The organism is Salinibacter grassmerensis (genome assembly GCF_947077765.1).
Classification (GTDB): domain Bacteria; phylum Bacteroidota; class Rhodothermia; order Rhodothermales; family Salinibacteraceae; genus Salinibacter; species Salinibacter grassmerensis.
This window is the reverse complement of sequence record NZ_CAMTTF010000001.1, coordinates 785,414-797,166: the sequence shown is the minus strand read 5'-3', so window position 1 is coordinate 797,166 and position 11,753 is coordinate 785,414. Positions and strand designations below refer to the sequence as shown.

Sequence of the window (11,753 nt, the reverse complement as noted above, 5' to 3'; positions counted from 1 at the left end):
AGGGCGCCTCCCCGTTGGAAGCACTCAGAAAACGAACGAGATCATGAGCGATGCGGTCACTGTCTTTGCTCCCGCCTCGATGGGCAATGTTGCCGTGGGGTACGACGTCCTGGGGGGTGCCCTCGACGGCCTCGGCGACCGGGTGACGGTGCGGTGGCTCGATGAGCCTACGGTGCGGATTGGCTCTATTACGGGCTGCGTCACCGACCTGCCCACCACGCCCGCCGACAACACGGCCACCGTCGCCCTGCAGTCCCTCCGGGATGCCGCGGGCATGGACGGGGGGTTCGAGGTTTCCATCGAGAAAGGGATCCCGCTCGGGTCCGGGCTCGGGGGCTCGGCCGCCTCCGCCGTGGGCGCGGTCGTGGCCGGGGCCGAGTTGCTTTCAACGTCCTGGTCGCAGGCGGATTTGCTGCCCCACGCGTTGGCCGGGGAGGCCGTGGCAAGCGGCGACCTGCACCCCGACAATGTCGCCCCGTGCCTGTTCGGGGGCCTCGTGCTGACCCGCGAGATGGCCCCCCCGGACGTGGTGCCCATTCCGGTCCCGTCCGGCATCCGCTGTGTCCTTGTCCGCCCGGACCGGGTCATTCCAACCCGAGAGGCACGGGCGTGCCTGCCCGACACCATTCCGTTGTCCGAGTCGGTTCGGCAGACGGCCCATCTGGGCGCGTTCGTGGCGGGCTGCTACCGCGACGACCTCGCACTCATCGGACGCGCCCTGCGCGACCTCATCGTGGAGCCCCACCGGGCCGCGCTCGTGCCCGGCTTTGCGGACGTGCAGGACGCAGCACTGGCAGACGACGCCCTGGGCTGCTCCCTCTCGGGCGCCGGCCCCACGCTGTTCGCGTGGTGCAAGGGCCCCAGTCATGCCGAGCGTGTGCGGGACGCCATGATCGAGGCCTTCGCGCAGCACGACGTGTCCACCGAGGCCTGGATCTCTCCCATTTCCCCTGAGGGGGCCCGCGTCGCCGCCCCCACGCCCGCGGACTCGCAGTCGCCATAGGCGCGGCGATGCAGGAAATCACCCTGCGGCTAGACTTCTTCACGCGGTTTCTCTCTGCCTCACCTCCCGGTAGATGCCCCTCACGCAGAACGCCCCCGCCAAGATTAACCTAGGGCTGCACGTCCTCCGTCGGCGCCCAGACGGATACCACGACGTCGAGACGGTCCTGCACCGGATCAACTGGGCCGACACCGTCACGGCGGCGCCCGCCGACGCCCTCTCCCTCACGTGCTCGGACCCGGCGCTCCCCACGGACGCAGACAACCTGTGCCTCCAGGCGGCCCACCGGCTCGCGTCGGCATTTGGCGTGACTGCAGGCGCCGACCTCCACCTTGAGAAGCGGGTGCCGTACGGCGCTGGACTGGGCAGTGGCTCTAGCGACGCCGCAGCCACGCTCCGGCTTCTCACGCGGCTGTGGGACGTCGACCCATCTCCCGAGACCCTCCAGGAGATCGGACGTACGATCGGGGCCGACGTGCCGTTTTTCCTCCAGGACGCGCCGGCGGCTCATGCCACCGGGCGTGGCGACACGCTGTCGCCACTTTCCAAAGACGGCGCGCCCTACCAGTTGCCCGGCCCTCTTCTCGTCGCCGTTCCGGCCGTCGAGGTCTCCACCCCCTGGGCCTACGACCAGGTGACGCCCACGGAGGCCGACCGCCCCAATTTGCGACGTCTCGTACTCTCGAATGACCTGTCTCGCTGGAAAGAGGACCTCACCAACGACTTTGCCCTTCCGGTGACGACGGCGGAACCGGCAGTCGATGCGGTGCGGACGGCCCTGCGGAAAACAGACGCTGCGTACACCTCCCTCTCCGGATCCGGCAGTGCCGTGTACGGGCTCTTCGAGGAGACAGGTGCGGCCAGGGCGGCGCAGGAGACGCTCCAGTCACGGGATCTACTGAACATCCGGACTCACCTCACACCGGCACCAAATTGACTTCGGTCACAATCCGAAGCGCCGTGGTTCACCTCCGTCCAGAGCAGGTACGGGTAAGGTGTTCCCTCGGAAGCACTCCCCCCAGAGCGGTACAGCGAACGGCGTGGGACCGGGACAACAAAGGGCGTCAACTGCCGTCAGATGCGGCTGTAGTACTGATCGTCGTCGTCCCCTTCATCGTCGACCATATAGTCATCCGAGGGAACCTCGAGGTAGGCCATGAGCCAGTCGAGGGCCCAAACCTGCTTCTCGACGCCGTCCCAGTTGTACCCTTTCTCGATCCGGTCGGTCACTTCTTCCCAGTCGACCGTCCAGTCCTCGAAGACCTCAAAGGCAAAGTGGTGATCGTCGGTCTCGAAGTGAAAGGCTCCCTCGCCGGGATCGTAAATGGTGGTAGAACCGTCGTCCTCGCGGGCGAGTTGAGCTCCGAGCACGACCAGGGGGACCTTGAAACGATAGTCCATCTTTTCGACCTGCTCGGCCTGGCTAATCAGGAAGTTGGCCAGGGTTGCACAGCCGTCGCTCACCTCCATGGCCGCCTGGGCCGCCTGGTAGGTGGTCGGGTCGGCGTCAACCTTGTCGAGGGCCGCCTCAACCAGCGGCCACACTTCGACGGGCTCTTCCTCCTTGGTCGTGTCTTCCTTTCGCGGGACGACTACGGTGCGATTTTCGATATCCACGGGTGTTTGATGCGTTGATTGCGAAACTGTTCGTACGGCTTGCGGAGCCGTACGTCCCCAGCTTCGAGCACGGAATGAATGATGGGATGCGCATAAGATGGAGGTAGGTGGGCGAACATTCAACCGTGCCTCGGCACGACGGCGTCAATTACAGATTTCGCACGATCGGCTCAAGGAGAGGACGGGCTCAGGAGTCGCCCTGTGGGCTCCTCGGGGAATGATTCTCACCCAGGGTTCGTCTCGTCGGCGTCCAGCTCTGCCTTAAGTGACAGGGCCGTCTCCACGAGGTCGTCCTCCAGTCCCGACAGCTCGTCGTGCTGCCCTACGTACTGGCGCACCGCTTCCTCGAGCCCGGACTCGCGCGTGACCGCCGTCCGTCGTTTGCGATCGGCCGGGTCCACCGTGCGTTCGATTCCGGCGACCGTATCGGCGTCTGCCAGGGCCTCTCGAACCTGTTCGGGGTCGACCTGCGCCACTTGCTCCTCTCGCACGCGGTACCGAACCCGCACGATGGCGTCGGCGACATCTCGTTCGTGGATCGCCGCCAGAACGCGCTCGGTCGGGGCGTCTGCGTCTCGGGCGTCGACCGACACGGCGACGAACGGACGGGCGGGGGTTTCGACGAAGGTCGTGTGGGTGATCGGGTCGCGTCCCGGCTCGATGTCTACCAGTTGAACGCCCTTGCTCTCGTCGGCCTCGTTGAAGGTCACACGCTCGATGCTACCGGAATAGACGACGGGCGGGTGGCCCTCCTCGTTGCGGTTCTGGGGCCGGTGCACGTGGCCCAGGGCCACGTAGTCGATGGGCTGCACGGCGAGTTGCCCCACGGTAAACTTCGGCTCCGACGCGATCGTGGTGGTGTGCTCCGAGCCGGACAGGGCGGCGCCCTGCACGGTCACGTGTCCCGCCAGCACGGTGGGCACGTCGGGCGACAGGGCGCGCTCGGTGCCCCCCGGCGTGACGCCGGTCTCCTCATCCACAATCTCGGTGGCCCGGCGCTGAACGTAGGTCACGTAGTGCTCCTCCACGAACTGGCGAAGCTCATCCGGCGACATGCGGCGGTACTCGTCCTTCGCCAGGATCTGGCTGCGGATGGGCCAGGGCAGCGGAATGACCTGGAGCGGCCCGCGTTTCGTGTCAAGGACCTGGACGCTGGACGCCGGCTTGCGGTAGCAATGAACCTCGCCGGCGATGTGGTCGAAGATGTCAAGCGATGAGGCGCGGCCGAACGTGACAGGGTGGTCGTGATTGCCCACGATCAGCACGACCGGGATGTCCGCGTCGGCGAGGGGCCGGAGGCACTGAACAAAGATGTCCTGCTGCGTGGGGGTGGGGTCTGCGGTGTGGTAGGCGTCCCCGCAGAACAAAAACGCGTCCACGTCGGCGTCGAGGGCACGCTGGACGACGGCCTCCAGTGAGCGCCGCACGTCGAGGAGCCGTGTGTTCAGGCCCGTGTCCGCGTCGCGCTGTCCGTGTGTCTTGAATCCCAGGTGGATGTCGGCGGTGTGGAGCAGCTTCACGACGTCGGGCGACCGGATTCGAGAGACCGATGAAAGGGACCAGGATGGAAAAAGTCGTTCGGGCGTCGCGATGCAACGCCCATCGGCCCGCTCCTACCACCCGACGCGCCCGCCGTTCTGGCTGCCGGTCGTGTCTTCCGGGGCGCCGTATCCCTGCACGAGCGGGAAGGACGTTTCCGCGAGCGACACCTCGTCCGCCTCGGTTATGCGCCGGTAGTAGTCGCCGACGAGGAACAGCGCGGTGTGGGCCCCCTGCCCCCAGAAGCCCGTTCGGAAGGTCAGTCGCTGGTCCTCAAAGCCCACCCAGGAGCCGCTCACCAGCTCGGGGTGCATGAGCATAAACCACGTGTCCGCCGCCCGGTCGGTGGTTCCCGTTTTCCCGCCCAGGTCGTACTCCCCAAGGTCGAACTGCGTGCGGATCCGCACGCCGGTGCCATAATCGATTACCCCGCGCATCATGTCGACGACCGTGTAGGCCGTGCGCTCGGAAAGGGCCTCCCGCGGACTCGGGGAGGCCTCCCAAAGAACATTGCCGTACCGATCCTCCACCCGAGTAATCGCTACCGGCTCGTTGTAGAGCCCTCCATTTGCCAGGGTGCTGTAGCCCGCAGCCATGTCGAGCAGCCGCACGTTGCTGGTGCCGAGTGCAATGGACGGAACCGCCCTCAGGGTTTCTTCCGGAATGCCCATTCGGCGTGCGTACGTGGTGACCGTCTGCGGATTCAGGTCGAGCGCGAGCCGGGCCGTGATCGTGTTTTTGGAATTGGCCAGCCCCTGGCTCAGGGTCAGCATCTCCCCGGAGGACTCTCCGTTGTAGTTCTGGGGCGACCATGTCGTGTCCGCCCCCGCGTCCTCCCAGGTAAACGTGCTGTCCAGAAGCGTGTCGTAGGGGGAGTAGCCGTTGTCGATGGCGGCGGTGTAGGTGAACGGTTTGAACGTCGATCCCGGCTGGCGCCGGGCAATGCCGACCTTGTCGTACTTCTCGGTCTCAAAGTCGCGTCCCCCGATCCACACCTTCACGTGCCCGTTCCGGGGGTCGAGGGAGATGAGGCCCGCCCCCAGTCGACTCTTCGTTGTCTTCAGCGAGTCGAGGAACGACGGGGCGCCACGAAGCCGGTCCACCGCCGCCTTTGGCCCCATCCCGCGGGCCCGCAGCGTGTCGTAGCGGGTCGTCTGGCGGATGAAGTCGTCTAGGACCTCAGGGTTCGACTCCCAAAAGTGGGCGAACGGCTCGTAGTCTTCGCCCGGCGTCAGCGACCGGTAGTCCGCCAGCGAGCTGCTGTAGAGCCCGGGCGAGGGCTCGCTCCACTGGTAGCCCACCACCTTCTGGAGCGCGGTCATGTTGTGCTTGACCGATGCTCGGGCCAGCTTTTGCAGCTTGGAGTCGAGGGTCGTGTACACCCGCAGCCCGTCGCCGTAGATGTCGCGGCCGTGGAGGGGGTGGTCGCTGTATTTCTCGTTCGTGGCCCAGTCCGACAGGGTGGTGCGCACGTGCTCGGCAAAGTACGGAGCGAGGCTCGCAGAGAGGCGCGAGGAGTGGTAGTCGGCCCGCACCGGGTCGTCGACGTGTTCGCGGTAGTAGGCAGCGCCGATGGCGCCCTGCTCCTGCATCAGCCGCAGGACCACGTTGCGCCGTTGCTTCGCGTTTTGCGGGTTTCGGACTGGGTTGTAGTAGGAGGTCGCCCGCAGCATGCCCACCAGGGTGGCGGCCTGAAGGGGATCAAGCTGCGCGGCGCGCCGGCCAAAATACGTCCGGGCCGCGGACTCGATGCCGTATACGTTCCCCCCAAAGCTCACGGTATTGAGGTACATCTCCAGAATCTCCCGCTTCGTGTAGCGCCGCTCGAGCTCCACGGCGGTCACCATTTCTCGGACCTTTCGCGGGATGGTGACGGCCCGTCCCACCTCCTCGTTGTACAGGTTGCGCGCGAGTTGCTGCGTGATGGTCGACGCCCCCCGGAAGCCCCCGGTTAAGATGTCGGCCACCGCGGCCATGATGGCCTTCGGGTCCACGCCCCAGTGCCGGTAAAACCGCCGGTCCTCGGTCGCGATGAGCGCGTCGGTAACGTGGGACGAGATGCTGTCGTAGGGAGCCCACGAGCGGTTCTGTCGGGCGTACCGGGCCAGTTCTTCTCCGTCGGCCGTGTAGGCGATGGTGGCCAGCTGCATGGTGGGGTCTTCCAGGCGCTCGGTCGACGGGATGTCGTCGGTCAGGGTCCAGACGTACGTTCCTGCCGCGAGCATCCCCATTACCAACAGTCCCGTGAGGACGGAGAGCACGGCGGCGGCCTGCGCCATCCACGGGTCCGAGATGTGACGGTGAAAGAAGCCACGGACACCGGTGGTCGGGCGCTCGTGGCCGTTCCCTTCGTCCCCCGATGGGCCGCCCCCTGAACGATTATCTTCTCGAGCGGACCGGTCGCGAAAGTACTGATCGAGCTCCTCGTCGGAATAGGACCACTCAGACATAGACCCGCAAGCCGGTGCAGGAAAACAAGCGAAAGGGGGAGGTTGCGCCTCGTCACAGCGGAACGGATTCAATGCCCTGAGCGCGCGTGCCGTTCCAGCGCTGGAGGTGCAGCCCCCCTTCGTCCAAACGGGCAAAGGTCCGTCGTTCGTACCAGTTGCCGGTGTTGAGATACACCCCGTCCGGGCCCCGGTCCAGGACCGGCACGTGGCCGTGTCCCAGGACGACCCCGTCTAGCGTCTCGTGCCGGAGGAGCCCGTGGGCCTGCGTTCGAAGGCGTGCAGGCGTGGCCGCGTCCTCCTCGTCCGGATCATGGAGCCGCCGGCTCACCCAGCGGGCAAGGCCAAGCCCGATGTCTGCAGGCAACAGCGACCGGTAGAGCCACACCGGCACCGGGTGGCGGAACAGGGCCCGCACCCAGGAGCGCGGCGGGTCGGTCGCCACAAGGCCGTCTCCGTGCGCGAGGTGGAGGCGTCGCCCGAAGTGCGTGGCCTCGACCGATTCGGGAACGAGCGTAACCCCCAGTTCCTCCGAGAAGTGGTCCTGGTGCCACGGGTCGTGGTTGCCGAGCAGGTACGTCACCGGAATTCCCCGATCGGTCCAGCGCGCGAGCAGGCCCTGAAACCGGACGAACCCTTTCGGGACGAGGTGGCGATATTCGATGTACCCGTCGAACACGTCCCCGAGCAAGTACAGATGGTCGATGTCTGAGGCGTGGGCCTTCAGACACTCGACGAGCGCCGCCTCCTTCGTTCGCTCTGTCGAGCGGGCCCCGCGCCCAAAGTGCATATCGGAAACAAAGAGGACCACGGGACCGAACAGGAAAACGACGAGTGATGCAGTGGTAGTAGGAGCTTGTCTTCCCCAGCCGCCCGAACGCACGGACTCGCAAGTCGTACGATTGCTAAGTAGAGTTGTGTTGCTGTACAGACCCCTTCCCCCAAACAAGACGCTCCGAGCGCATGCCGCGACGCACTCAGTACCGGCCGCCCACGCGGGTCTCGATGATGCCGCCGGTGATTAAGAACCTTCTCATCCTCAACGGCCTGTTCTTCCTGGCCCAGTTTGTGGCGGCCGAGACGCTGCCGCCATCCTCGATGCTGGCGAGCGTGCTGAATCTCATGCCGCTCTACCCACCCGGCACCGCCGGTCCCGACTTTTGGCCCTGGCAGCTGGTGTCCTACGGCTTCCTACATGGGAGCTTTGGCCACTTGTTCTTCAATATGTTTGCCCTTTGGATGTTTGGGGTTCAGGTCGAGAATCGATGGGGCTCCCAGCGGTTCGTATTTTTCTACTTCGCGTGCGTCATCGGCGCTGCCCTCACGCACCTCGCGTTCGTGAGCGCGGCCATCCCGACGGTGGGGGCCTCGGGCGGGGTGTACGGTATCCTTCTGGCCTTCGGCATGATGTTTCCGAATCAGCCGATCTACATCTGGTTTCTGTTTCCAATCAAGGCCAAATGGCTCGTCGCCGGGTTTGGGGCGCTGGAGCTCTACTCGGCGGTCACGGGCACGCAGGCGGGGGTGGCCAACTTTGCGCACCTCGGCGGCATGGTGATTGGCTTTCTCCTCATTCAGTACTGGCGGGGCAAGCTGCCGATGCAGCCGGACCGCGTGATGCGGTGGTAGCCAGCCCTTCTTGAGCGGGGCCGCACAGGCACGCGTCGCCCGCCACGAACTTGAGCATTGCCCCTCAGCCCCGACTTTCCCAGGCATTCCATCCGTCGAATCCACTCCGGCAAACCTTGCCCCCACTCCGTGGTATAAGCCGGCGTATCCGGCGGACGGACCGTCCGAAACGGTGCGTTCTCCTCTTTTGCCTTTGATTGGGGCCAACAGCCCAGCAATCGACCGTGTACGACTTCAAGACGTGGTACTACCAGCAGCCGTCGGCGCTGCGCACCATCATCACAATCAACGTGGTGGTGTGGGTGGCCCTGCAGTTTCTGAACCTGTGGAGCACCGGGCTCTTTTTCGTCCGGTCGCACTTGGCGCTGCACCCGGTGTTTCCGGACATCCTGCTGGAGCCCTGGCAGCTGGTGACGTACAGCTTCATGCACACCGGGCTGTTCCATATCGGGATCAACATGCTTCTGCTCTTCTGGGTGGGGCGCGAATTTGAGCGGATGCAGGGGTCGGAGCAGTTCTGGAGCGTGTACCTCACGACGGCCGTCGGCGGCGCGCTCATCTGTCTGCTCCTGAGCCCGATCGCGCCCGGCATTTCGGGCGGGATGCAGGGCGGACAGAGCATTCCGGTGCTGGGGGCCTCTGCCTCGGTGCTCGGCGTGCTGACGACCGTGGCGATTCTGTACCCGTACAAACAGATCCGACTGCTCTTCTTCGGGGTCGTGCCCCTGCTGTGGGTCGTCGTCGGGTTTCTCGCCATCGACGCGCTGATGGCGCTGCGCCCCGGCGGCAACACGGCCGTCGCGGCCCACTGGGGCGGCGCCCTCACCGGCTTCCTCTACGCCAAGAATCAACAGGGTGCCCTCGGGACGCTCCCGGGAATCGGCGTTCTGTTTCGGGGCCGCTCCTCCCGCCGCTCCGGCTCCGGACTGGTGGCCCGTGTCACGGGCTGGTTTCAGTCCTCGTCTTCCTCTTCCTCGGACCCCGCCCCCACTCAGCGTCCCGGCGACACCAATGGGGCCTCGGGCACGTCCGCCGGCCACACCAAAGAGGTCGACCGCATCCTCGACAAAATCAGTGAGGAGGGATACGATGCGCTCAGTGAGGAGGAAAAGCGGATCCTGTACGAGGCCAGCGAGTCCTGATGCCCCTAGAGCATGACGGGCCGCGCCATGTAGCGGTCCAGGCCCGCCAGGATCGACCCGAGAGCCATCCCGGGACGTGCCGATACAGCGTCGACCGCGGATGCGCAACGTGACTCCCCTTCGCCTTCACACCTACTTTCGCTACTAAATTCGCTTCGGTCTATGGAACGTCCTCGTCGCTCATCCCGCCCCGTCCAGGTTGGTGATGTCCAAATCGGAGGAGAAGCGCCGATCTCTGTACAAACCATGACCGTCTCGAAGACGCACGAGGTGGAGACGACCCTCGAAGAAATTGAGCGGGTGGCGGACGCGGGCGCCGACGTGGTGCGCGTGGCCGTGCCCCGTCCCGAAGACGCCGACGCACTGAAAGACATCGTGCAGGGCGCGCCCGTGCCCGTCGTGGCCGACATTCACTTCAACTACCAGTACGCCCTCAAGGCCATCGAGGCGGGCATCGACAAGGTGCGCATCAACCCCGGCAACATTGGCAAGCGCGAGTGGGAGCGCGAGGTGCTGGAGGCCGCGAAGGAGGCCGGCGTTCCGATCCGGATTGGCGTCAACTCCGGGTCTCTGGAAGAAGATATTCTCGACAAGCACGGCTACCCAAAGCCGCAGGCCCTCTTCGAGAGTGCCATGCGCCACGTGGAGGTCTGCAGGCGCAACGACTTCGAAGACATCGTGATCTCGGTGAAGCACTCCGATCCCTACATGATGATTCAGGCCTACCGCAAGGTGGCCGAGGAGACGAACTACCCGCTGCATCTGGGGGTGACGGAGAGCGGCACGCTCGACACCGGCACGGTCAAGAGCTCGATCGGGATTGGGTCGCTGCTGGCCGACGGCATCGGCGATACGATTCGCGTCTCCCTGGCTGCCGATCCGGTGGAGGAGGTGAAAGTGGGACACCGCATCCTCAAGTCGCTGGGGATCGGGCGGCCCGGCGTCAACATCATCGCGTGCCCCACTTGCGGGCGGCTCGTGGGCGACCTCTTCACCGTCGTGGAGGAAGTAGAGCAGGCCGTCGCGGAGCGGGGCTTCGACAAGAACCTTGACGTGGCCCTGATGGGCTGCGCCGTTAATGGCCCTGGGGAGGCCGAAGGGGCCGACCTCGGCGTCTCTCTGGGACGAGGCCGCGCCCACTTCTTCAAGCACGGCGAGGTGGTGGACACGGTCCCGGAGGACGAGATCGTGGACACCGTCCTGGAGGCCATCGAAAACTGGGACGAGGAGGACGAGGCGGGCAACGACGAGCCTGCCGCGGCCACCACTGGGGACGGCGCCCCCACCGACGACGAGGCCGCCGCGGATGAGGACGCCTCGGAAGCGTCGGGCGTGACCAAGCCGGACCTCCCGACGTCGTAGATTCTGGGCGCCAGTTCTGTTCGCCCCGGGTCTCTCACCGGCGGTCGCTACGTCCCCACCTTTAGATCGGCACGGCTCTCGCGGAGGGCTTGAGCGGATTCGCGGAGGGCCTCTCGCTCCCCGTCGCTGAACTCCGGGTCCACACGCTTCTCCATGCCCTCCAGTCCCACGACGCACGGGACGCTCAGGCACACGTCATCGATGCCGTACGCACCGTCGGTCCGTGTGCTGACGGGCAGCACGTTCTGCTGATCCTCAAGCACGGCGCGGACGATGCGGGCGATGACCAGGCCAATGGCGGTGTCTGTATGGCCCTTCCGGTCGATAATTTCGTAGGCTGCGTCGCGCGCCTGCTCGAAAATCGACTGCATCGTCCCTTCGTCCCACTCCTTCCCCAACACGGTCTCTCCGTGGATCTCTTGCCCCCCAATTGTGGCGTTGCTCCAGATGGGGACCTCGGAATCACCGTGCTCCCCAAGAATGTACGCGTGCACCGAGCGGGGATCCACCCCGTAGTGCCGCCCCAGTAGCGCCCGGAAGCGGGCCGTGTCCAGCAGCGTGCCGGTGCCCAGGATGCGTCGGTTTGGCCGGCTGCTCATCTCCTGGCAGATGTAGGTGAGCACGTCGACGGGATTCGTCGCCACCACGAGGATCGCGTTCGGCGCGTGCTTGTCGAGCTGGATGATGATCTCGCGGAAGATCTTCGCGTTGCGCTGTAGCAGATCGAGACGCGTCTCGTCCGGCGATTGCTGACTCGCCCCCGCCGAGAGGACAATGATCTGGGCGTTGCTGAGGGCCGAGTACTCGACCGCGCGGCACGTGATGCCTCCCACCAGTTGCTGGCCGTGCATGAGGTCCATGGCCTCCCCCTCGGCCCGGCGGGTGTCCTGGTCGAGGAGCAGGATTTCACTGGCGAGGCTCTGGTTGAACATGGCATAGGCGGCCGCGGTGCCGACGTTGCCGGTGCCAACGATGCCGACGGTGCGTCGCTGAATCATAGAACAGGGGCATTGT

Annotated in this window: 10 protein-coding genes; 5 read left to right on the top strand and 5 right to left on the bottom strand. The window is 65.6% G+C overall.

Annotation, left to right across the window (positions count from 1 at the left end; genetic code table 11):
* The first annotated feature begins 43 nt into the window (after window positions 1-43).
* Window positions 44-1,003 (top strand): homoserine kinase, encoded by a 960-nt coding sequence (locus OJB03_RS03020; protein WP_263785133.1) that lies wholly within the window; start codon window positions 44-46, stop codon window positions 1,001-1,003.
* A 73-nt stretch (window positions 1,004-1,076) separates the two neighbouring features.
* Window positions 1,077-1,940 carry a 4-(cytidine 5'-diphospho)-2-C-methyl-D-erythritol kinase gene (ispE, locus tag OJB03_RS03015; protein WP_263785131.1) on the top strand — a complete coding sequence of 288 codons (864 nt, stop codon included), beginning with the start codon at window positions 1,077-1,079 and terminating at the stop codon, window positions 1,938-1,940.
* A 137-nt stretch (window positions 1,941-2,077) separates the two neighbouring features.
* Here ispE and OJB03_RS03010 read toward each other — a convergent pair whose 3' ends face one another.
* The 4 genes from OJB03_RS03010 to OJB03_RS02995 form a co-directional block, all read right to left on the bottom strand.
* A complete protein-coding gene (locus OJB03_RS03010) occupies window positions 2,078-2,620 on the bottom strand; it encodes a hypothetical protein (protein WP_263785129.1) in 543 nt (180 codons plus the stop codon).
* Between the two features lie 224 nt (window positions 2,621-2,844).
* Complete coding sequence (locus OJB03_RS03005) at window positions 2,845-4,140, bottom strand: metallophosphoesterase family protein (protein ID WP_263785127.1); 1,296 nt, start codon at window positions 4,138-4,140, stop codon at window positions 2,845-2,847.
* A gap of 93 nt (window positions 4,141-4,233) precedes the next feature.
* Window positions 4,234-6,609 carry a penicillin-binding protein 1A gene (locus OJB03_RS03000; protein WP_263785126.1) on the bottom strand — a complete coding sequence of 792 codons (2,376 nt, stop codon included), beginning with the start codon at window positions 6,607-6,609 and terminating at the stop codon, window positions 4,234-4,236.
* A gap of 52 nt (window positions 6,610-6,661) precedes the next feature.
* Window positions 6,662-7,417 (bottom strand): UDP-2,3-diacylglucosamine diphosphatase, encoded by a 756-nt coding sequence (locus OJB03_RS02995; RefSeq protein WP_263785124.1) that lies wholly within the window; start codon window positions 7,415-7,417, stop codon window positions 6,662-6,664.
* A 152-nt stretch (window positions 7,418-7,569) separates the two neighbouring features.
* On the opposite strand from OJB03_RS02995, the gene OJB03_RS02990 reads away from it, so the two are divergent.
* The 3 genes from OJB03_RS02990 to ispG all read left to right on the top strand — a co-directional run bounded on the left by OJB03_RS02990 (window position 7,570) and on the right by ispG (window position 10,739).
* Entirely contained in the window at window positions 7,570-8,235 is a 666-nt protein-coding gene (locus tag OJB03_RS02990) for a rhomboid family intramembrane serine protease (protein ID WP_263785122.1), read from the top strand.
* A gap of 224 nt (window positions 8,236-8,459) precedes the next feature.
* Entirely contained in the window at window positions 8,460-9,377 is a 918-nt protein-coding gene (locus OJB03_RS02985) for a rhomboid family protein (RefSeq protein WP_263785120.1), read from the top strand.
* A 162-nt stretch (window positions 9,378-9,539) separates the two neighbouring features.
* Window positions 9,540-10,739, top strand: a complete 1,200-nt coding sequence (gene ispG, locus OJB03_RS02980) for a flavodoxin-dependent (E)-4-hydroxy-3-methylbut-2-enyl-diphosphate synthase (RefSeq protein ID WP_263785116.1) — start codon at window positions 9,540-9,542, stop codon at window positions 10,737-10,739.
* A 47-nt stretch (window positions 10,740-10,786) separates the two neighbouring features.
* Here ispG and OJB03_RS02975 read toward each other — a convergent pair whose 3' ends face one another.
* On the bottom strand, window positions 10,787-11,737 hold the full coding sequence (locus OJB03_RS02975; RefSeq protein ID WP_263785115.1) for an L-lactate dehydrogenase: 951 nt from the start codon (window positions 11,735-11,737) through the stop codon (window positions 10,787-10,789).
* Between the last annotated feature and the right edge of the window lie 16 nt (window positions 11,738-11,753).

What these genes read in the sequence shown, in the direction of transcription:
- OJB03_RS03020 (WP_263785133.1), top strand. Translation starts at nt 44, where the DNA reads ATGAGCGATGCGGTCACTGTCTTTGCTCCCGCCTCGATGGGCAATGTT.
- ispG (WP_263785116.1), top strand. Translation starts at nt 9,540, where the DNA reads ATGGAACGTCCTCGTCGCTCATCCCGCCCCGTCCAGGTTGGTGATGTC.
- ispE (WP_263785131.1), top strand. Translation starts at nt 1,077, where the DNA reads ATGCCCCTCACGCAGAACGCCCCCGCCAAGATTAACCTAGGGCTGCAC.
- OJB03_RS03000 (WP_263785126.1), bottom strand. Translation starts at nt 6,609, where the DNA reads ATGTCTGAGTGGTCCTATTCCGACGAGGAGCTCGATCAGTACTTTCGC.
- OJB03_RS02990 (WP_263785122.1), top strand. Translation starts at nt 7,570, where the DNA reads ATGCCGCGACGCACTCAGTACCGGCCGCCCACGCGGGTCTCGATGATG.
- OJB03_RS02975 (WP_263785115.1), bottom strand. Translation starts at nt 11,737, where the DNA reads ATGATTCAGCGACGCACCGTCGGCATCGTTGGCACCGGCAACGTCGGC.